This window comes from Rothia sp. HMSC065G12 (assembly GCF_001811455.1).
Taxonomy (GTDB): Bacteria; Actinomycetota; Actinomycetes; order Actinomycetales; family Micrococcaceae; genus Rothia; species Rothia dentocariosa.
This window is the reverse complement of record NZ_KV804796.1, coordinates 151,103-172,884: the sequence shown is the minus strand read 5'-3', so window position 1 is coordinate 172,884 and position 21,782 is coordinate 151,103. Positions and strand designations below refer to the sequence as shown.

Below are 21,782 nucleotides of genomic sequence, written 5' to 3'. Positions count from 1 at the left end.
TTATGGGGATTTAGGACTCTCCATGCTCCTGCCACCATACGAGCAGACGGCGGGTCGCTTCTTCTTCACCAAGTTCACCCTCATCCAAACGCAGGTTCAGCAGGAATTTATACGCCTGCCCCACAAGAGGCCCAGGACCGATGCCCAGCACCGCCATAATCTGTTCGCCATCCAGTTCAGGGCGCATCGCATCCAGCTCTTCTTGGGCGGCAAGCTCATCAATACGCCGCTCCAAATCATCATATGCCTGCGCCAGCGAGCGCGCCATGCGCTTATTGCGCGTGGTGACATCCGACCGAGAAAGCCTGTGGAGACGCTGCAGCTGCCCCCCTGCGTCCCGCACATATCGACGTACCGCAGAGTCGGTCCACCCGGCCTCACGGTAGCCGTAGAAGCGCATATGAAGCTCTACGAGGCGCGCCACCGCCTTGATGGTGTCGTTATCAAAGCGTAGGGCGCGCATCCGTTTTTTGACCATGCGCGCGCCAACCACATCGTGCTGCAAAAAAGATACCGAGCCGTCTTTCTCGAATCTGCGGGTTTTGGGTTTGCCGATGTCGTGCAGAAGCGATGCGAAACGCAGCACAAAATCGGGCGCGGGGCAGGGACCGTCAGCGTCAGTTTCCTTCTCGATCGCCTGTTCCATGACTTTGAGCGAGTGCTCATAAACGTCTTTATGGTGGTGTGAAGGGTCCATTTCCATGCGCAGGGCGGGCAGCTCCGGGAGCACATAGTCCGCAAGCCCGGTTTCTACGAGCAAGTTCAGGCCCACGCGCGGGTAATCTGCACAGATGAGTTTGATGAGTTCGTCGCGCACCCGTTCCGCCGAAATAATCTCGATGCGCGGTGCCATCTGCCGCATCGCTTCGAATACTTCCGGCGCTACAGTGAGGTTAAACCGAGCAGCGAACCGTGCCGCGCGCATCATACGAAGCGGGTCTTCGGAAAAGGATTCTTGAGGCGAGCGCGGGGTGCGCAAAACGCCCTCTGCTAAATCTTTAGTGCCGTGGAAAAGATCCACGATCTCCCCCGAAGGCAGCGCAGCAGCCATAGCGTTGATAGTGAAGTCACGCCGTATTAGGTCAGCCTTCAGATCGGTGCCGAATTCCACTGTGGGTTTGCGGGAATCGGCGACGTACACTTCGGCGCGATAGGTCGTTACCTCGTAAACAGCGCCGTTTTTGCGGGCGCTGATGGTGCCGTATTCTTTGCCGATATCCCAGATATGCTCTCCCCAGGCGCTCAAAATCTGCTCGCTCTGGGCGGGAGTGGCGTTCGTAGTCATATCGAAATCAGTGAATTCGCCGGGGGCATTGCGTAGTTCATCACGCACCAAACCACCGACTAGATAGAGATCAAAACCCGCCTGGCGGTAGAGTTCGCCGAGTTCAACAGCATCCGGATATTTTGAGAGCACATCAAGTTTTTGCGACATAGTCTCTTAATCCTGCCAGATATTAGCGGCAAGAGCATATTAGCGGGCTCCTATCAGCCGCACCATAGCCCAAAATAGCGCCGCATCGGATAAGGTAGAACTATGAGTTTTCCCGTACCACGCGCACCCAAAATGCGCCCCTTCGCGCCCCAGCTTCCGGTGCCTGCGCTTGAAGAGGTCTCTTCGGGAGGGCTCATGATTAATTTTGATAGTCCCGACCTGCCGGTGGCAATCATTGCGCGCTATAACCGCAACAGACAGCTCGAATGGTGTCTACCTAAGGGACATGTTGAAGGTCATGAAAGTCTGATAGAAACAGCTCAGCGAGAAATAGCCGAAGAAACCGGAATTACTGGTTACATTGTTGCTACCCTCGGGTATATCGACTACTGGTTTACGTCTAGTGGGCAGCGCATCCATAAAACGGTACATCACTACCTTTTTTGTGCTACCGGCGGCCGCCTAACCATTGAGCATGACCCCGATCATGAAGCAGTCGATGTTGCGTGGGTACCCCTGGCGGAGCTTAGCCAGAAACTCTCTTTCGCTAATGAACGGCGCATCGCAGATATTGCACGAGAGTATATTAATACCCAGCTCTAACGTCACAACCAGGAGAAGAAGTTGGCACGTACCGATGCACGCTCAAGCGCCATTATGGCGGCGGGAACGCTCGTATCCCGTGTTCTAGGGTTCCTTAAGGCAATCCTTCTCACGGTGGCACTGGGTGCCCTCTCGACCGTAGGTGACGTCTTCGAGACCGCAAATACGCTCCCCAACCTCATCTACGTGTTGGTCGCCGGTGGTGTGTTCAACGCCGTGCTCGTGCCGCAGATTATCAAAGCCGCTAAAGCCCAAGACGGCGGCGAACGGTATATTTCCAAGCTCGTGACTATTACGGTGACGGCCATCGGCCTGATTACAGCGATTACGCTGGCGTGTGCCATCCCTATTATCAACGTTATGGGCTCTACATGGACGCCAGAGCAGAAAGAACTCGGGTATATATTCTCGTTCTGGTGTTTGCCGCAAATCTTCTTCTACGGGCTTTATACGGTCATTGGGCAGGTACTCAACGCGAAAGAGGCCTTCGGGGCTTTCATGTGGGCACCCGTGCTCAATAACGTCGTTGCTATCGCTGCGCTCTTTATCTTTATTTTTACCTTCGGGGCGCAGGATACAACCATCAATCCGCCACGCCACTCGGTCGAAAGCTGGACGTCGATGCAGACGATTTTCCTCGCCGGATCGGCAACTCTGGGCGTGGCACTGCAGGCTATCGTTCTCTTTATCCCGCTCAGGAAGCTGGGGCTGCGGCTCAAACCGGACTTCGGCTGGCGCGGTATCGGACTGCGGGAAGCATCTCGTCTGGCGATTTGGACCCTTGCAGCCGGTGCCGTCTCTAACCTGTCGTATATGTATATGACGCGGGTTGCCGCATCCGTGGTGAGCGCCCGCGCCCAGTATGCCGATATGGGTATTCAGATTCCCGGTCTGCAGGCAATGAACTACGCCTCGATGCTCTACTCGCTCCCCCACGGCGTGATCGGCATTTCCATCGCTACCGTGCTCTTTAACCGCATGAGTTCCTCCGCCATCGCGGACGATAGTGACAGCGTCATCCACGCCCTTTCACACGGTATGCGTACCGCCGGTATTGCCACCGTTTTCTGTGCGCTCGCACTTATCGTCCTCGCCGGTCCCGTGGCGGTGCTCTTTAGCGGCGGAGACCCGGTTGCGGCAACCGTCATTGGGCGCCTCATTGCTATTACTGCATTGGGAACCCCTGCACTGACTATATCCTTCCTCTACGGGCGCGTTCTCTATGCCCGAGAGAATGCGCGCACCCCCTTCCTCATTCAGTTCTACGCCGCGATTGTTATGGTCATTATGAGTGGGGTTGCCTCCCTGCTTGACCCGCGCTACACCGTGTATGCGCTCTCCCTGATTTTCCCGGTACAGAACCTCTTCGTGGTCGCCATCAGCCATTACGAAATTCGCCGCAGACTTGGGTATTATGGGCAGAAGCGTATTATCAACATGTACGCTCGTACTACCCTCGCGGCATGTTTTGCGGGAGTTATTGCCGCCGCCGTATTGTGGGTATTGGGCGGATACAATCTTGATGGCTTCGCCTGGGCATCAAAAATTTCAGCGGTTATAACCCTTATAATCTGTGGTCTCACCATGCTCTTCAGCTATGTAGTGATGCTCAAGATTTTCCGCGTGCGTGAGGCAGATGCTCTCTTCGCACCCATTGCAGGCAAGGTGAAAGCACTCGCACGGCGAGGGGCCTCAAACGAATCTTAAACCAGCCCGCAAACCGCTAAAAACACCGTATCCGGCGTAATCCGGGTAAAATCTTTGGAAGGGCCTACTAAACTATAGGCGAGAAAATACATGACGGGAGAGAACTTGTCGCAGCAGATTCCGGTCGGAACCGTTTTGGGTGGCCGTTACGAAATCACCGCACAGATTATCATCACCGCCGAATCAGATATGATCCTCGAAGGTAAGGATCAGATTCTGAACCGTAAGGTTTCGGTGGTGGTGGCTTCTCCCGTGCGCAGCCACCTCTTGGAGAAGAATTCGCGGGCGCTGGCGGTCAATAGCCGCTACAACATTCAGATTCTCGATATGGGAATCGCCCCCGAAGGCAATAAATACCTGGTGACCTCATACAGCCGCCCGGATGTTTTGCTTGACACCCTACTGACCGACAACCCCTCGGTCTCTCCCGACGGCAACCCTGATGAGGCACTCGGGGCCGAAATCTTCGGTGACAGCCTTACCGGTGCCGCACCGCAAACTTACGAGAACATCCCAATGGTGGGTTCCGAAACCTCCGCCATCAGCGCCGTAAAGGCCTGGGAGGTCTCACAGATCCCCTCGATGAACGTTGCACCTATGGTCTCCGGACCGAACGATGACGGCGTCTATGAAGACGACGAAGACGAGGGTACAAACCGCGGAACTTGGGCTATTGCCTTCGCCGCCGTACTTCTATTGGTCATTGTTGCCGGTGGCGTGCTCACCACGCTGACCGGTCTGGGATCGAATCATGCATCGAATCCGGTCAAAGGTAAGAACGCCTCGGCGAGCACAAGCGCTACGGCAGGGTCTACAGAATCTGAGGAAGCTTCCCCGTCGGCATCGCCCAGCGCCTCCAACGCCCCAGTAAAGGTTACCTCCGTATCGCGTCTGGTGCCGAGCAACCCTAACTTTATGGCGGATATGGATTCCGGTCTTCCTGCACTGACCGATGGTAGCCCCTCAAGCACCTGGTCCAGCTATGGTTTTGGTAGCCCCGCCTTCGGTGGTGTCGTCAAGGAATTCGGGCTTGCCGCTAAACTAGAGTCTCCCACGGTTGTCTCTAAACTAACTATTCAGCAGACGGGCGGTTCCGGCGGTTCTTTCACCGTATACACCAATAACCAAGCCTCGATGAGCGGTGCTACCGAAGTTGGCAAGGGAAGCTTCTCTGGGCAGGACGTCACGGTTGAGCTGGATAAGGACAAGCAGTCTGCCGATAAGGGCGGCTACATCATCATCGTCTTCGATGAAGCACCCAAGCTCTCGCAGCCTATCGCAGGGTACAGCTATGGTCTGCGCATTGGCGAGATTAAGGCCGAGTAGCGTATAGCCTCAACGAGTGGCGCATCCTCATACATGGGGATGCGCCATTTATTTTGCCTCGATCTCACTCTCTCAAGACCTCCCGACCAGTATTCTCCGTCGGGTGCAACCCTGAACATAAAATGTCACATTTTTCTTCGGTACCCGGCATTTTTACTTCGACCCCAGTCAATATGGATTAGCCGCCCCCAGAATGGAATAATTGGGGATACTGTTGCGTTGAGCGACTATCAGCAGAAAATTGAGGAAGAGAAGAATGAGCACTGAAAATACATTGGGCAATCTGTTCGGAGGCGCCGCTCTCGGCGGTCTGAACCTTGCCGCATCCTCTACCCCCCAAGAAACGGCCTCTGAGGGCGATCAGAAGGTCCACAACGTTATTATCGTGGGTTCCGGCCCTGCCGGGTACACTGCCGCCGTCTACGCGGCGCGTGCCAACCTTGAGCCGGTACTCTTCGCAAGCTCCCTCTCCCCCGGCGGCGCTCTCATGACTACAACCGAAGTCGAGAATTTCCCCGGTTTTGTGCAGGGAATCCAGGGGCCTGAGCTCATGACCAATTTCGGTGCCCAGGCGGAGCGCTTCGGCACGGATATTCGCTACCAGGATGTCGAAAAGTTGGAGCTCGACGGCGATATTAAGAAGGTTATTCTCTCCGACGGTTCCGTGCACCTGGCGAAAACCGTTATTATTTCAACCGGTTCGCAGTACCGCAAGCTGGGTGTTGAAGGTGAAGATACACTTTCTGGCTACGGCGTCTCGTGGTGCGCAACTTGCGATGGCTTCTTCTTCAAAGATAAAGAAATCGCGGTGGTAGGCGGCGGCGATTCTGCTCTGGAAGAAGCACTCTTCCTCACCACCTACGCGTCCAAGGTCTACCTGATCCACCGCCGTGACTCTTTGCGCGCATCCGATATTATGCAGCAGCGCGTTTTCGACAACCCCAAGATTGAAGTTCTCTGGAATTCCGTGGTGAGCGAAATTCACGGCGATTCCAAGCTGGAAGAGGTCGTTCTGACCGATACCGTTACTGGCGCTACCCGCGATATGAAGCTCGACGGACTGTTCATTGCCATCGGGTCTGATCCGCGTATCGAGATGGTTAAGGATCAGCTGGAGATTACCGATCAGAACACGATTGCGGTTCAGGGACGCTCATCAAAAACCTCTCTGCCCGGCGTTTTCGCCGCGGGCGACGTCATTGATCCAACCTACCGTCAGGCGATTATCGCCGCCGGTTCGGGTGCGGTAGCAGCACTCGACGCACAGCACTACCTCGAAAACCTTTAGTCAGGAGAAACAGATATGAGCAATGCAAAAGCAGTAACCGATGCCACTTTTAAGGCTGAGGTTCTGGAAAATTCCAAACCGGTGATCGTCGATTTCTGGGCCGAATGGTGCGGTCCCTGCCGCATGGTCGCCCCAGTCCTCGATGAAATCGCCGCCGAATATGGCGAGAAGGTCGATGTCGTAAAGGTCAATGTCGAAGAGAGCGGCGACACCGCTATGGAATACGGCATTACTTCTATCCCCGCGATCTACCTTTTCAAAGATGGGCAGGTCGTGAAGAAGAGCGTAGGAGCCCGCCCCAAACAGGCACTCATTGCTGATTTTGAGGAATACATAAAGTAGGTTTTCTTCAAGTCTTCATCCTCAGAAACTCATAGAAGGTGTGGATGTTTCACGTGAAACATCCACACCTTCTATCTTTATACCTGCTTCGTTTACAGAGCTAAAAACACTTTATATACTTTTTGAGGTTGTATTTTAGATAAGAATATCTTATGAAGATACTACCCGTGAATCTCTGTATGACTTCGGTACAGTTCTTCCTATAACCATTCCATCGTGTCGAAAACGTGGGGATTTTAGCTCGTTTCGATAATTATCCTTGCAATCCTCAATATCCATAAAAGGATGCGCAGACTCACAATTACCCTCAGATCGGAATTCGTTTTATTAGTCCTCGTGCCACTCCCCTGCTTTGCTATATACACCGCTGTAGGTCCCACAAAGACTCGTATACCTACCGTTTTCACACATGCTCCAGATCTCTGTGAGCTCTTCTTATCCGGAGACAATGGCAGATGGACAAGGAAACAACCCGCCACGATGCTCACTAAACCAGATATACACGCCTTATACAAGGCTGGGGGTGGTGATGTTTCACGTGAAACATCACCACCCCCAGTAGATTATGCGGGGAAGGATTCTAAACTATCGCATGAACTAAGAACTTTTGAAATCAGAATCCAGAACCCGAATAATGCGGTTGAGATCCTCGACATTAGCAAACTCAATAGTCATCTTACCCTTACGAGCACCGAGCGAAATCTTAACCGATGTATCCAGTTTGTCGGCGAACGCATCCGCAATATAGTCCAATCGCTCGTGATGCTTCTGTGGCTGCGGGGTCTTCCGCTCTTTCTCTGCCGGAGCTTCGCTCGCATGGGCAACAAGCTCCTCAACAGCACGCACAGAAAGCCCTTCATTCACGATCTTCTGAGCAATGGTCTCTATCTTTGCCTGATCGGTTAAAGTCAGCAGAGCGCGCGCATGCCCGGCAGCGATAACGCCTGCCGCTACCCTGCGCTGTACGAGAGGAGGCAACCTAAGCAAACGAATCGTGTTTGAGATCTGTGGGCGAGAGCGCCCAATACGCTTTGCAAGCTGCTCCTGGGTAGTACTGAACTCTTCCATAAGCTGCTGATATGCAGCCGCCTCTTCAATGGGATTCAGCTGGCTACGATGCAGGTTTTCCAGCAGGGCATCTCGAAGCAGATCAATATCTTGCGTGTCACGGATAATGGCAGGGATAGTTTCTAGACCCGCAGCCTGGGTTGCGCGCCAACGCCGCTCGCCCATCACTAACTCATATTTTTCGGCATTTTTCTCGCGTGAAGGGCGCACCACAATAGGCTGCAGAACACCAATCTCGCGAACCGAATGGATGAGCTCAGCCATGTCTTGCTCATCAAAATCAACGCGAGGCTGTTTGCGGTTTGGGTGAATATCAGAAACTTTGATTTCTGCGAACTGAGCTCCAGGAACGGGTACGAGGTTGCTGTTACCTTCTTCCTCAGCTTCCTTCGTTTCTTCACCAAAGAAGAAATCTACCGGGCGGCGTGTTAACGTCGTATTGCGAAGTGCCGCACCCATATCCATACGAGGTTTCTTCTTCTGAACTTCACGAGGCTGAGACAATGTTTCACGTGAAACATCTGATTTCTGCACAGGCTGCGATGCGGACAAAGAAGCAGATGAGACGTGTACGTTCTCTTCTTTTTTCTCCCCCGCTTTCACGGCAGGGGCTTTAAGACTAGGCATCTTAATCGCAGAAACCTTTTGCGGTTTCGATGAACCAGAAGGTTTCCGAGTCTCAGCAGAAGATTCCTGAGGTTTCGGATCCGTAGCCTTTTGCGACGAAGAGATGCGGTTCTCTTGCTGTTCTGTCCGTTTCGTTGTCGCAGACGGTTCCTTTTTCGGGGCAGATTTTTTCTGCGGCTCCGGCTTTACGTTGCGAGTCTTCGGGCGTTTTGCTGAGGATGCGGCGGCTTGTTCCTCCTGCTGAGGTTTGCGAGTCGCCGCTACCTTCTTTTCCGCCTCTTTCTCGGCAACATCGGAAGCAGTCACAACAGGCGTCGTATTGTTGGGAATGAGAGCACCCAGTCCCCTTCCGAGACCCCGTCGCTTCTCTGCCATGTTTTTCCTTCCTCACACCAAATTTCCTACCGCTCTCATGCATGCCGATTACACTTCATATGAACCTTGCAGCACCATAAAATCTGCGCTCAGAAAATTCGGTATTTCCCTAGATATAAATCTCAAAAAGTTTATTTATGGAGAATATCGGAGTAATTACCAGTCCTGATATGCCGATATTTCAGAGCATTTATATGCTCCGTATTCCTTCTTAGCGGCGCGCAATTTCCTGCGCCGCTTCACGATAGGCCTGAGCACCGGTAGACGTTGGATCATAGCTAATAACGGTCTGTTGGTAGCTCGGCGCCTCCGAAATTCGTACAGAACGCGGAATCTTGGTCTGTAGAGTTTCCTTCGGGAAATGTTCCCGAACCTCTTCCGCTACCTGATATGCAAGATTGGTACGTCCGTCGTACATAGTCAGCAGAATCGTACTAATCTCTAGATTGGAATTCAGATGTTTCTGAATCATCTGAATGTTCTTGAGCAGCTGGCTCAAACCTTCCAGGGCATAGTATTCACACTGAATAGGAATCAGGATTTCCTCTGCCGCCACGAAAGCATTAACGGTCAACAGTCCCAAGCTCGGCGGGCAGTCGATAAATACGTAGTCGAGCCGCCCCATCCCCTGCTGGGCACGCCACTCAGTATAGTCTTCCAGAGCGTTTTTAAGGCGTTTCTCACGTGCCACGACCGAAACAAGTTCAATCTCTGCCCCGGCAAGGTCTATATTCGCAGGCGCGCACCACAGATTGTCGAGATCGGGGCACTCCTGCACAATATCGGAAAGCGGAGTATCGTCAATCAAAGTGTTGTAAGTACTGGGAAGCTCCACGCCATGCTCAATACCGAGAGCCGTCGAAGCATTTCCCTGGGGGTCATTATCAATGACCAAAACGTTCATTCCCGCTTCTGCAAGGGCGGCCGCAATATTCACGGCGGTACTCGTTTTACCGACTCCACCCTTCTGATTCGAGATGGTAAAGACGCGTGTATGTGGGGGCTTGGGCAGTAAAGGCGGCGTCGAGCCACCGGGGGTGATCGTCATATATCCTCCGCGCCTGATGCTGATGGTTGATGTGTCTTTCGCCAGATAAAGATACGCACACCGTGTTTCACGTGAAACATTGAATAAAGAGCATCAAGGATGTTTCACGTGAAACACCGATGCTGTCTCCGGTCTGCGCGTTCCTCTTTAAGATTACCTGTCAAAACAGCGATATACCACGTACACCCTCGAGAAGTTGTCTAGGATTCGTATTTTTTCACGAAAATTTATGATTTCATCCCCAAGTATTCACTCTCAGCACAGCATCATGAACCGATTATCAACCTCTCAGCCAGGAAAATTTATACAACTTCTATTACTCATTTTTAATATTCCACATTCACGAAAAACTACGGTGCCCCGCCGAAAGTTCCCCTTCATCTCTCACGTACCACAAACTCTTTCTCCGGTATCAAATAAAGACCATAAGAAAAGGGGTTGAAGATACATTCTCGGATGTATCTTCAACCCCTATGAAGCTCGCAGCTTCAGAGTTTATCGAGACTAGAGTGTAACTCGCACAACGGTTGTGGGCTCATCCAGCAGCCCCTCCCCCGCCGTCAGGATTTCAGTCTCGCGAGCCCCGAAACGGTTGAGTTTCTTCTTAGCCTTCTTGATTTCCTCCCGTGCAGAACGCCCTTTGAGAGCCAGAAGCTCACCGGTACCGCGCAAAATCGGCAGGGTAATATCCACAAGACCCACCAGCGCAGATACGGCGCGAGCAGTCACCACATCGGCTTCAACCTGCCCGACAGCCTGCTCGGCACGCGAGCGCAGAATTTTTACATTCTCAAGGCCTAGATCCTCAACCACTTCATGAAGCCATATCACGCGGCGCTCCAGAGGCTCTATGAGCGTGATCGCAAGGTCGGGGCGGGCAATAGCCAGACAAAGCCCCGGTAGACCCGCTCCAGAGCCTACATCCGCCACGGATGCACCTTCGGCGATATATTCCTGCACAGCGGCACAGTTGAGCACGTGACGAGCCCAAAGGCGCGGTACCTCACGCGGACCAATGAGTCCGCGCTCAATCCCCGTCGTCGCCAAATGTTCCACATAACGCTGTGCTAGAGGCAGACGATCGCCAAAAATTGCGGTAGCGGCTACAAGGTCTTGACCTTCACAAGGAACCGTCATTTACGCCTCCGGAAGGGAAATCACCACATGGCGACGTGTGCCTTCGCCTTCGGATTCACTGTAGAGCCCCTGTTCAGCAACCACATCGTGTACAACCTTGCGTTCATAGGCACCCAATGGCTTCAGGTGGAAATCTTCGCCGGAGGCACGTACCTTCTCGACGGCGTCGAGGGCTATTTCGGTAAGCTGTTCTCGACGTTGTGCACGGTAACCCGCAATATCGAGAATAAGACGCGAACGGTTGCCGCTGGCGGCCAGAACCGACAGGCGCACGAGTTCCTGCAGAGCGTCTAAGACCTCACCGCGGCGACCGACAAGGTGGCGCAGGTCTTCGTTCCCATCTTCATCATTGACCACCGAGAGGTAGATGCGCTGGTTGCGCACCTCAATATCAATATCTCCGTCAAGATCGACGATATCGAGAAGTTCTTCGAGGTAGTCAGCGGCGATATCCCCTTCTTCCTCAATCATGCTGACTTCGTCGATTTCTTCGACAGCCTCAGTTTCCGATGCGGTGCTTGGCGATTCTGCGGTTTCTTCAAATATTTCAGTCATGGTTTTCCTTGAATTTATCGATGCTGTGTTTAGTTGAGTTTCGGCTTATTCGAGTTTTTATTGCTCGATTTGTTCTGCCCGCCGCCTTTACGCTGCTGCTGTTTCTGGCGTTTCTTACTCATGGGCTGCTGACGCTGGCCCGCGGCGGCACGCTCACGCGCCTCCTCAAGCTCTTTTTCGTGCTGTTCCTTGGTTTTCCCAACGGGGGGCAGACCTTTAGCGGCACGGCGTTCGTTGAGCTCCTTCTCAGCCTGAGAACCGGGATTCGGGTTATTGCGGATAACCCACCACTGCTGCCCGAGAGCCCAGAAGTTTGAGACGGTCCAGTAGTACATCACTCCAATGGGGAAGTTAACGCCTGTAACCGCGAAGATAAGAGGAAAAACGTACATCATCATCTGCTGCTGACGGAACATCGGGGAGCTTTTAGCTGCCTCGGAAATGTTCTTGGCACTGAGCTGTTTCTGAATGAAGAACTGGGTACCGCTCATGAGCAGAATCATGATGATGGCCTGGGCAACGGTGGCGGTATGATTGCCGTTGCCGGGGTTCATCATGGTCGAGAAGATGGGTGACCCAAAGATATAGGCTTCGTTGAATTGTTTAACCAGTTCCGCAGGAAGCAGCAGAATATCTTCGTTGTTTGCAGCCGCACCAGAAACACCCATGAGCACCTGATAGAGACCGAGGAAGATCGGCGTCTGCGCGATAATCGGCATACAGGATGAAAAGGGGCTGGTGCCGTGCTTCTTAAATAGTGCCATCTGTTCCTGTGCCATAGCCTGGCGGGAAAGCTGATCTTTCTTACCCTTGTATTTGGCCTGCAGCTTTGCAATATCACCCTGCATGGCGTTCATACCGCGCATCGACTTAATTTGGCGCATAAATAGGGGAATGGTTACGGCACGCATCACGAGAGTCAGGCAAATAATGCACAGCACCCAGGTAAAGCCTGAGGACGGATCCATACCAATACTGGTAAAGATCGTGTGGAAGAACCACAGCACCGCAGACACGGCCAATTTAAAGGGCCAAAGGATCATGTCAAAAATGTTCACGGGAGTTTTTCTCCTTATGACTCGGCTAAGTCTTCGTAGGAATCTCGACAACCGTTAGTGGTTGTTCGAGTGAGTTTCTAGGGGATGGTTCAGGAGCATAATTTTAGGTTCCTGACCGGAAGCAAAGGTCCGTTTTCCGGGCGGGACGGGATCGACTCCGCCGGTTGCCCAGGGATTACACCGCAGAATGCGCCGCACGGTCAAGCTGAGACCGCCGAGGGCTCCGTGAGTGGTGACCGCTTCCAACCCGTAGGCGGAGCAGGTCGGATAATACCGGCACACATCCCCATAGAGTGGGGATACGACTTTACGATAAGCCTTAATAAGCCCAATCAGAATATTCTGCGGCAGGGTATAGACCGCATGCAGAAAAGATACCGGATGCACAAACTCATGGGGCGCTTGTGCGAGGCATTCATCGGGATCAAGCTGATGTGTGTGGGGATGATGTGTGCTGCTGTGATGAGGGTGAAAACGCTCATCACATCGACGATGGTTCATAGTCCCCTCCCCCACGGTTTTCAATATTGCAGTGTTGATCTTGACGGTCAAGTTTTTTCAGAGAGGATTCTAGGGCACCTCGATAGTCTGCGCGCAATTCTTCCCAGTTCGCTCCAGCGGATGCGGGAAGCGCCCGCACGGCAATATACAGTCCCTGCGGGTAGGTGCTAACGGTTGCGGCAGCGAGTTCACGCAAACGCCGTTTAACACGGTTACGAGTCACAGCATTTCCAACGGCTTTTGACACAATGAAACCTATCCTGGTTGTATTTCCGGGTTTTTGAGCCGTATATACAACTAAGTTCCGGCGCCCTGAGCGGGTACCGGAACGAAAAGTCGCGGAAAATTGGGAGCTGGTGCGCATCCGGTGCTGGATTGGCAGCACGTTTTCCTTCCCTGTAGTGGAAAACCCGCTAACACGAATGCGTTAGCGGGTTTTGCTGAGTTCTTTATGCCGAAAGCTTGGAACGACCCTTGGAACGACGGTTCGACAGGATAGAACGACCGGCACGAGTACGCATACGAAGACGGAAACCGTGTTTCTTCGCACGACGGCGGTTATTCGGCTGGAAAGTACGTTTACTCATACTTATCTCCTTGGACACAAAATCCTAGCCCGCTGGTTAGGATTTCTAAGCTTTTTCGTGCCCGATGGTACCTCGACACTTCGAGGTAGGCGGTACACATACAACAGAACAACTCTAGAAGAGTCTATGCTACAAAGCAAGTTAATCCGCCCCACACATAACCCCAGGTTATCCCCAGGTTGTGGGGATTAGACTATCCACAGGTGTTCTCAACGGGTCTTTAAAACATCATATCCACAGTTTTCCACATCCTTGTTATACACTTAATTTCCTTGATATATCAAGGAAAAATAATGAAATTCAAGAATTTTTCAACCGTTTATCCTCAGGAAAGACACATTTTTTCCACATTGTGTATAACTCCTGTGGATAAGCTGTTTATGATGTGTATAACCTACGGTAGAATCGGTACATATCTTTGTCATCTTTACGAGGGGAATCACTGATGAACGCTGAGCACACGCAGCTTCAGGAACGCTGGGAACAGGTCATAAGCATTCTGCAAGCGAATTCTGAGGTCTCTCAGCGTCTGCGTGGTTTTGTGAGTCTTGCGCAGCCTCAGGCTTTCGTGGGAACTGTTCTTCTGATTGCCGTTCCCAGCGAACTAACCCGCAATATTTTTCAGTCTCAGCTCAAGGCACCCTTCCAACAGGCTCTGACCACCGTTTTTGGTCCCGGTGTATCAGAGGCTTTCACGATTGATGAATCGCTTGCGCAAACATCTCAGACGGTTTCGCCTTCAATACAGCAGGTCGAAGACGATTCTCCTATGCCCCCGCTTCATGAGGTTGAGGCCGAGCTCCACACCCCTGTACCGCCTCATCAAACTGCGGATGTGCCCGTTGCCGATGCACCGGCAGCTTCACCGGTTGATCCCGCCATTTTTGCCGAGCGCCCGCAGAGTTCTTCCCCCTCCCCCACCGATTTTTCCGAAGTACACACGCAGCATCACGTGGACTCTGCCGTTCCCGCTCAGCCGATTTCTTCTCCTACAGAGACTGAGGATATTTCTTCCCCAGCCGCGGATACTCATACCGCTGTTTCTTCGGATTCCGGTTGGGATTCTTCGGCACGTCTGAACCCAAATTACACTTTCGATACTTTTGTGATTGGTCAGTCTAACCGCTTTGCACACGCCGCAGCATTTGCTGTTTCAGAGTCCCCCGCCCAAGCCTATAATCCCCTCTTTATTTATGGCGATTCGGGGCTGGGTAAAACCCACCTCCTGCACGCGATTGGGCACTATGCCAAGCATCTTTTCCCGAGCTTGCGCGTGCGGTACGTAAATTCTGAGGAGTTCACGAACGATTTCATCAATTCGATTCGTGACGATGAGGGATCATCTTTCAAGCAGATTTATCGCAATGTCGATATGCTTCTGATTGACGATATCCAGTTTTTGGCGGGTAAAGAACATACGCAGGAAGAGTTCTTCCATACTTTCAATGCCCTGCATAATCACCAAAAGCAGGTTGTGATTACTTCTGATCTGCCACCAAAACAGCTCACTGGATTTGCCGAACGTATGCGTTCGCGCTTTGAGTGGGGTCTGATTACCGATGTTCAGCCTCCCGAGTTGGAGACTCGTATCGCTATTTTGCGCAAGAAGGCACAGAGTGAATCGCTCAACGTTCCCGATGATGTGATGGAGTATATTGCATCGCATATTACGGCGAATATCCGCGAGTTGGAGGGCGCGCTCATTCGTGTAACGGCATTCGCCTCGCTCAATAAGCAGCCCGTCGATGTTGCTTTAGCCGAAGTTGTGCTCAAGGATCTCATTACAGATGCGGGCGACACCGAAATTACCTCGGGGCAAGTGCTGGCGACTACGGCTTCCTATTTCGATGTGACTTTAGAAGATTTACGGTCAAAGTCCCGCACTCGAACCCTTACAAATGCACGTCAGATTGCCATGTACTTACTGCGTGAGCTCACAGATATGTCATTGCCGCGCATCGGGCAGGAATTAGGCGGCCGCGACCACACCACGGTTATGCACGCGGTACGGAAGGTGGGAGCACAAATGGCCGAACGACGCACTACCTTTAACCAGGTCACCGATTTGACGAACAAAATCAAGCAGGATCAGCGTGAAAGTCGGTAGTTCCCCGGAATTTCAAGGTTTAAACAGCCTGTGGATAACGTGTGTGTTAAACCGGGGCGTTAAGTGGATATTAAGTGCATGATTATTCATGATGTGTGGACGAAGGTAGATGTATAAATATCCATACACAATACATCCTCAGAAACGCTAATTTTTGTCCACTTAATATCCACAGGTGATTTCCTTGATTTTACAGGGGAACTCTGGTTTTTCCACGATATCCACAGGGGTTATTAACATTACTGTACTTTAAAGAAAACACCCTCACATAACATGAAGCGCACCCACGCAGGTCCAATCGAACGCAGTATCCAACTATTTTGACGATGGTAGCGAGACAACAGCATCAGATTTTTGTAATTACAATTTTCATAACCTTCTGAAGCTGTACTGCATGATCTACCTTTCTAAAGATGTAATTACAAAATTTTCTAAACCCTCTGAGCGGAACTAACCTGTACCCTCTCCTTGACGAACCTGTATCCGGTAGGATGGATTATGCAGTTTTGCATAAACTACACACGCACGATGTCGGGTTCTCAATTCCATACGCATCCGTGAGCTCATCATCGTTTTTTTCAAACCCGTTTGCTTCATCACCGAAAGGCTCTTTGATGAAATTTACCGTTGAACGTGACGTACTTGCCGAGGCGGTTGGTTGGACCGCACGCTCGCTACCTCTTCGTCCCACCTCTCCCGTGCTCAACGGCCTTCTCATCAAAGCTAAAAGTGGTGAGGTTTCTATTTCGAGCTTCGATCATGAAATCAGTGCCAAGCAGACGATCGAGGCGTCGGTAGAGCAGGAAGGAACCTGTTTAGTACCGGGTAAGATGCTTGCCGAAATTTGCCGCTCGCTGCCTAACGCAGATGTCGAGTTCGTGGCTAATGACTCCACAATTTTTATGACCTGTCGCTCCGCAAAGTTCCAGCTGGCGGGTATGCCGGTGGCGGACTATCCGGAGCTTCCCGAACTCCCGCAGATCTCCGGTACTGTTGATGGCGCGGAATTCGCTAAGGCTGTCTCCCAGGTTCAGATCGCGGTTTCCAAAGACGAAACTTTGCCGTTGCTTACCGGTATTCGCCTGGAAATCTCCGGTTCAACCATGACTCTTCTTGCTACCGACCGGTACCGCCTGGCAATGCGCGAAATTACCTGGAATCCTGAGAACCCTGAAATTGAGGCTGCGGTTCTGCTCAAGGCCAAAACCATGACCGAGGTGGGGCGTACCCTCTCAAGCTCAGGAGAGCTTTCTATCGCACTTCCTGAAAATGGCGATCTTATCGGTTTCTCTGCGGGATCCCGCCGAACCACGAGTGTTCTCATGGACGGTCAGTACCCGAATCTTCGTGCCCTCTTCCCAACCGAAACCGCGGTTCATGCTGTGGTTCGTACATCAGATTTGGCGGAGGCGGCGCGCCGTATTTCCCTCGTGGCGGAACGTAACACTCCCCTGCGTCTACAGTTCACCGAAGACGGACAGGTCTCGATCGATGCCGGGCGTGGCGATGAGGCTCGCGCATCCGAATCGATGCCCGCGCAGCTGGACGGTCACGAAATTACGGTGGCATACAACCCCACGTACCTTTCGGAGGGGTTGGGTGCCTTCGATACCGACTTTGTACGTTTCTCCTTTACTGAGGCTCCTAAACCTGCCGTGCTCTCCGGTCAGGATGAGCCGCTAAGTGAAGAAGATCTTAGCTACCGGTACCTGGTTCAACCGATTCGACTGCCCGCTAACTAATCGCGCATTCTGGCGCCGGGGCATAGAAAATTAGAATAAACATTCGTTTTTATAGAAGGGGGTATTGTGTATCTTGATCATCTTTCGCTTCTTGATTACCGCACCTACCCCCTTCTCAACCTACCGCTGAGCGCCGGAGTTACCGTTTTTTTAGGGCCTAACGGTGTTGGAAAAACCAATATTATTGAGGCTATCGACTACACCGCGAATCTTTCCTCGCACCGCGTAAGCCATGATGGTCCGCTCGTGCGGGTGGGCGCATCCCGAGCCTATATTCGTGTGCGCACGGTGCGCGGTTCACAACAAACGGTCACCGAATTCGAGATAGCACCCGGGGCGAGCAATCGGGTGCGCATCAATCGAGCCGCTCCCGTGCGCGCCCGTGAAGCCCTAGGGATTACGCGCACCGTGTTGTTCTCGCCCGAAGATTTGCAGCTCGTCAAGGGTGAACCCGCGGGGCGACGTCGTTTTATTGATGATTTAGCGGTTTCGCTGCGACCCGTTGTTGCCGGGTACCGTCAGGAATACGAACGCATTTTGCGCCAGCGCAATTCGCTGTTGAAAACATTGCAGCGCCGCGGTTCCTTGGCGGCAGACGATGAAAACGCGATGCACACCCTTGATGTGTGGTCGGAACAATTGGCTCAGCTAGGGGCACAGCTCCTCGCAGCACGATTTCGCGTTCTATGGCTTCTGCTTCCCCACCTGAGGCGCGCCTACGCCGGGCTTACCGATGGGTCAAAGGACATCTCATTTACCTACGATTCGACGGTTTTTCCCGAGATCACCGAGCGAGGGCTCGAACATGTTTCGCGTATGAGCATCGACGATATTAAAGATGCGATGGCGCAGCGCTTGCGCGAGCGTCGTGCCGCCGAACTGGAACGCGGGGTGACTCTGGTGGGACCGCATCGGGACGATATAACGCTGCTTTTGGGCGGGTTAGCTGTTAAACAATTTGCCTCTCACGGGGAAAGCTGGTCGGTTGCGCTTTCTTTACGGTTGGCTTCCTGGTTTGTGCATCGTGCCGACGACGATTCTCCCGGGTCCTCCCCCATTCTTATTCTTGACGATGTTTTTGCCGAACTAGATTCAGAACGACGTCACCGTCTCGGTGCTTTAGTAGCCCAGGCAGAACAGGTTTTGCTCACCAGTGCCGTCCTGAGCGATATCCCCGAGGAGCTGGGGACGTACCGTTTAGTGCGGGTGAGTGCCGCTCACGCCGAATATGCGCCCGAAACCACAGACACACCGCAGACTGAGGATTTGTCCTCATGAGCGAGAAACTCTGGGATGACGGTGAGGAAATAGGCACGCAACCGTCGAATCATGAAGAATCTTCACTTGATCCCGAGCAAGAATACTATCGTGATGAGGTCGATGCCCCCGCCGCCATAGTAGAACGGATGCGCGCCGCCGCAGCAGCCCGCGGCGAGGGGCGACTCAACGCATTCTCCGCAAAAAAGATTCTTCGTGAATTTGGCTCTGCCATGAGCGCCGAACCGGGGAAACGAACAAAACCTCGCGCCCAACGGGTTGATATGCGCGTGTTGGGCGGCTATACCGCCTCTGGAGAAGATTCTCGCGATCCGAAGCCGCTTGACGGCGTGATCTCGTACCTGATTCGTTCTCGTGGGTGGAAAGAGCCTGTGGCGGTCTCCAGCGTCATGGCGCGATGGAGTGAACTTGTTGGGCCCGAACTTGCCACGCATGCTAAACCCACGCGCTTTGAGAATGCCGTGGTCGATGTGCAGTGTGATTCGACCGCGTGGGCAACGCAGCTTAGGCTCATGCGTAATCAAATTGTGCAGATGTTCGCGCGTGAACTCGGTGAAGGCGTGGTGACGAACATCCGTATTTACGGGCCGAATAACGGGCGCTGGGCATCGCGCGGTCCTAAACGGGCACCGGGAGGCCGAGGGGTACGAGACACCTACGGATAACCCGCTTATTTGACACTTTTGCGTCATAAGGGCCTAAATCGCCGGAAACGAAGATAAAGGTACGGTATATATCCCCTACCGCATACCGGGGTGAGTATGCTCAGAAAAGCCTTAGAAGGCTGTATATTCGAAATAAGCCGTTCCACACCCTTTAAAATATGGGCGTAAAGTCGTGAAATTCGGTAGAATAGTAGAGAATATGCTGATGCTGCGCTCATCTAGGTGCAGCGGTGATACATCACCGGGCATGAGATCTACCCCAAGGAGTTACGCACTCGTGACATCTGAACAACCCCATGAATACGGCGCATCTGACATTACCGTTTTGGAGGGTCTGGAAGCGGTTCGTAAACGTCCCGGTATGTATATCGGCTCGACAACCGAACGCGGTCTACACCATCTGGTCTACGAGGTGGTCGATAACTCCGTAGATGAGGCGCTCGCAGGCTACGCAAGCCATATTGAAGTTACAATTCAGGCCGATGGTGGCGTGCGCGTTCAAGATGATGGCCGCGGTATTCCCGTGGATGAGCATCCAACTGAGCATAAATCCACGGTCGAGGTCGTTATGACTGTTCTTCACGCTGGCGGTAAATTCGGCGGCGGCGGATATGCCGTTTCCGGTGGTTTGCACGGCGTGGGTATTTCTGTCGTTAATGCGCTCTCGAAAAAGGTTATAACCGAAGTCCACCGTCAGGGTTATTCCTGGCACATTTCTTTTGCTAACGGTGGTATTCCTGATGGTCCCCTGCGCCGCGGTAAAGCCTCTCAGAAGACCGGTACTATTCAGACGTTCTACCCTGATCCCGAGATTTTTGAGACCGTTGAGTTTGATTTTGAGACTCTGCGTGCCAGGTTCCAGCAGATGGCGTTCCTGAACAAGGGACTGACAATTTCTCTCACCGATGAGCGTGATCAATTTGAGGGGGGCGACGAGGTCGCCGAAGAAGAGGATGAGAAAGATAAAGTTCTCCCTCTCAACCGTGTAGGTGCAAACGCTGAAGGACACCGCACGGTCACCTATCGTTACGATAATGGTCTTTTCGACTACGTGCACTTCCTCAACGCGGGTTCAAAAACCGTTATTAACGAAGATATTATCTACTTTGAGGCTGAGGACACCGTGCGCCATATGGCGCTTGAGGTGGCTATGCAATGGACCGGGTCGTATAAAGAGTCGGTGCACTCCTATGCGAATACGATCAACACTCACGAAGGCGGCACTCACGAAGAAGGTTTCCGTGCTGCGCTGACTTCCCTGGTGAATCGTTATGCTCGCGAAAATAAACTGCTGCGGGATAAAGACGATAACCTCACCGGTGAAGACGTGCGTGAGGGTCTGACTGCGGTTATTTCGATTAAGATTTCCGAGCCACAGTTCGAAGGGCAGACGAAGACGAAGCTCGGTAACTCCGAGGCAAAATCCTTTACCCAGCGCGAGATCAACGATCATATGGCCGATTGGTTCGATCGTAACCCCGCTGTTGCCAAGGATGTGGTGCGCCGCGCTATTACGGCGGCACAGGCACGTATGGCGGCACGTAAAGCGCGAGAGACGACTCGGCGTAAGGGTCTGCTGGAAACCAGCTCCATGCCCGGCAAACTCAAGGACTGTGCCTCAAAGGATCCGTCGATCTCCGAAATTTATCTGGTGGAGGGTGATTCCGCAGGCGGTTCGGCAGTGCAGGGGCGTGATCCAAACAGCCAAGCTATTTTGCCGCTGCGCGGTAAGATTCTCAACGTGGAGCGTGCCCGCCTCGATCGAGCCCTTTCCAATGCTGAGATTCAGGCTATGATTACGGCCTTCGGTACCGGTATCGGCGACGATTTCGACCTGGAGAAGGCTCGCTACCACAAGATCGTTCTTATGGCAGATGCCGATGTGGATGGTCAGCACATCACCACCCTATTGCTAACCCTGCTCTTCCGCTTTATGCGCCCGCTTATCGAAGCCGGATATGTTTATTTGGCACAGCCTCCGTTGTACCGCATCAAGTGGTCGAACGCTCCGCACGATTATGTGTTCTCTGATGCCGAGCGAGATGAGGCTCTGGCACGCGGCCAGGCAAAGAATCAGCGTTTGCCTAAAGACAATGGCATTCAGCGTTACAAGGGTCTTGGCGAGATGGATTATACCGAGCTGTGGGATACCACGATGGATCCTCAACGCCGTACCCTGCTTCAGGTGAAGATGGAGGATGCGGCTGCAGCCGATCAGATCTTCTCGGTTCTGATGGGTGAGGATGTAGAAGCCCGCCGCGACTTTATTCAGCAGAACGCCAAGGACATTCGATTCCTCGATATCTAAAGAGTTTGGCATATAGCCAGTTGGC

19 protein-coding genes are annotated in these 21,782 nt (G+C 52.7%); 10 read left to right on the top strand and 9 right to left on the bottom strand.

Annotated elements, in window-relative coordinates:
• Window positions 1–10: 10 nt before the first annotated feature.
• On the bottom strand, window positions 11–1,435 hold the full coding sequence (locus HMPREF2804_RS01505; RefSeq protein WP_070626982.1) for a CCA tRNA nucleotidyltransferase: 1,425 nt from the start codon (window positions 1,433–1,435) through the stop codon (window positions 11–13).
• A 102-nt stretch (window positions 1,436–1,537) separates the two neighbouring features.
• On the opposite strand from HMPREF2804_RS01505, the gene HMPREF2804_RS01500 reads away from it, so the two are divergent.
• The 5 genes from HMPREF2804_RS01500 to trxA all read left to right on the top strand — a co-directional run bounded on the left by HMPREF2804_RS01500 (window position 1,538) and on the right by trxA (window position 6,701).
• A complete protein-coding gene (locus tag HMPREF2804_RS01500; protein WP_048755438.1) occupies window positions 1,538–2,038 on the top strand; it encodes an NUDIX hydrolase in 501 nt (166 codons plus the stop codon).
• Window positions 2,039–2,059: 21 nt separating this feature from the next.
• Entirely contained in the window at window positions 2,060–3,745 is a 1,686-nt protein-coding gene (murJ, locus tag HMPREF2804_RS01495) for a murein biosynthesis integral membrane protein MurJ (protein ID WP_048752390.1), read from the top strand.
• Window positions 3,746–3,835: 90 nt separating this feature from the next.
• Window positions 3,836–5,071 (top strand): hypothetical protein, encoded by a 1,236-nt coding sequence (locus HMPREF2804_RS01490; RefSeq protein WP_048755437.1) that lies wholly within the window; start codon window positions 3,836–3,838, stop codon window positions 5,069–5,071.
• 256 nt (window positions 5,072–5,327) lie between these two features.
• Window positions 5,328–6,359 carry a thioredoxin-disulfide reductase gene (gene trxB, locus HMPREF2804_RS01485; RefSeq protein ID WP_070626981.1) on the top strand — a complete coding sequence of 344 codons (1,032 nt, stop codon included), beginning with the start codon at window positions 5,328–5,330 and terminating at the stop codon, window positions 6,357–6,359.
• Window positions 6,360–6,374: 15 nt separating this feature from the next.
• Entirely contained in the window at window positions 6,375–6,701 is a 327-nt protein-coding gene (trxA, locus tag HMPREF2804_RS01480; protein ID WP_048755435.1) for a thioredoxin, read from the top strand.
• 597 nt (window positions 6,702–7,298) lie between these two features.
• Here trxA and HMPREF2804_RS01475 read toward each other — a convergent pair.
• From HMPREF2804_RS01475 to rpmH, 8 genes are all read right to left on the bottom strand, one after another.
• The gene (locus tag HMPREF2804_RS01475; RefSeq protein ID WP_070626980.1) at window positions 7,299–8,771 is read right to left on the bottom strand and encodes a ParB/RepB/Spo0J family partition protein; all 1,473 of its coding nucleotides are present in this window, start codon (window positions 8,769–8,771) and stop codon (window positions 7,299–7,301) included.
• Between the two features lie 211 nt (window positions 8,772–8,982).
• Window positions 8,983–9,819 carry a ParA family protein gene (locus tag HMPREF2804_RS01470; RefSeq protein WP_004005936.1) on the bottom strand — a complete coding sequence of 279 codons (837 nt, stop codon included), beginning with the start codon at window positions 9,817–9,819 and terminating at the stop codon, window positions 8,983–8,985.
• 504 nt (window positions 9,820–10,323) lie between these two features.
• Window positions 10,324–10,956: a 16S rRNA (guanine(527)-N(7))-methyltransferase RsmG gene (gene rsmG / locus HMPREF2804_RS01465; RefSeq protein ID WP_070626979.1), complete on the bottom strand. Its 633-nt coding sequence runs from the start codon at window positions 10,954–10,956 to the stop codon at window positions 10,324–10,326.
• Window positions 10,957–11,511: a Jag family protein gene (locus tag HMPREF2804_RS01460; RefSeq protein ID WP_070555415.1), complete on the bottom strand. Its 555-nt coding sequence runs from the start codon at window positions 11,509–11,511 to the stop codon at window positions 10,957–10,959.
• Window positions 11,512–11,540: 29 nt separating this feature from the next.
• Window positions 11,541–12,569: a membrane protein insertase YidC gene (gene yidC / locus HMPREF2804_RS01455; RefSeq protein ID WP_013398156.1), complete on the bottom strand. Its 1,029-nt coding sequence runs from the start codon at window positions 12,567–12,569 to the stop codon at window positions 11,541–11,543.
• Between the two features lie 54 nt (window positions 12,570–12,623).
• Window positions 12,624–13,070 (bottom strand): membrane protein insertion efficiency factor YidD, encoded by a 447-nt coding sequence (gene yidD, locus HMPREF2804_RS01450; RefSeq protein WP_048752400.1) that lies wholly within the window; start codon window positions 13,068–13,070, stop codon window positions 12,624–12,626.
• Window positions 13,051–13,455 (bottom strand): ribonuclease P protein component, encoded by a 405-nt coding sequence (rnpA, locus tag HMPREF2804_RS01445; protein WP_083308322.1) that lies wholly within the window; start codon window positions 13,453–13,455, stop codon window positions 13,051–13,053. The genes yidD and rnpA overlap by 20 nt, the downstream gene beginning before the upstream one ends.
• 64 nt (window positions 13,456–13,519) lie before the next feature.
• The gene (gene rpmH, locus HMPREF2804_RS01440; RefSeq protein WP_004005930.1) at window positions 13,520–13,657 is read right to left on the bottom strand and encodes a 50S ribosomal protein L34; all 138 of its coding nucleotides are present in this window, start codon (window positions 13,655–13,657) and stop codon (window positions 13,520–13,522) included.
• Between the two features lie 445 nt (window positions 13,658–14,102).
• Here rpmH and dnaA point away from each other — a divergent pair, with 445 nt between their 5' ends.
• The 5 genes from dnaA (at window position 14,103) to gyrB (ending at window position 21,757) form a co-directional block, all read left to right on the top strand.
• A complete protein-coding gene (dnaA, locus tag HMPREF2804_RS01435; RefSeq protein ID WP_070626977.1) occupies window positions 14,103–15,764 on the top strand; it encodes a chromosomal replication initiator protein DnaA in 1,662 nt (553 codons plus the stop codon).
• 614 nt (window positions 15,765–16,378) lie between these two features.
• On the top strand, window positions 16,379–17,506 hold the full coding sequence (gene dnaN, locus HMPREF2804_RS01430) for a DNA polymerase III subunit beta (RefSeq protein ID WP_004005928.1): 1,128 nt from the start codon (window positions 16,379–16,381) through the stop codon (window positions 17,504–17,506).
• A 66-nt stretch (window positions 17,507–17,572) separates the two neighbouring features.
• Window positions 17,573–18,784 carry a DNA replication/repair protein RecF gene (recF, locus tag HMPREF2804_RS01425; protein ID WP_070626976.1) on the top strand — a complete coding sequence of 404 codons (1,212 nt, stop codon included), beginning with the start codon at window positions 17,573–17,575 and terminating at the stop codon, window positions 18,782–18,784.
• Entirely contained in the window at window positions 18,781–19,449 is a 669-nt protein-coding gene (locus HMPREF2804_RS01420; protein ID WP_083308321.1) for a DciA family protein, read from the top strand. The genes recF and HMPREF2804_RS01420 overlap by 4 nt, the downstream gene beginning before the upstream one ends.
• 247 nt (window positions 19,450–19,696) lie before the next feature.
• Window positions 19,697–21,757, top strand: a complete 2,061-nt coding sequence (gene gyrB, locus HMPREF2804_RS01415) for a DNA topoisomerase (ATP-hydrolyzing) subunit B (protein ID WP_179958860.1) — start codon at window positions 19,697–19,699, stop codon at window positions 21,755–21,757.
• The last annotated feature ends 25 nt before the right edge of the window (window positions 21,758–21,782 follow it).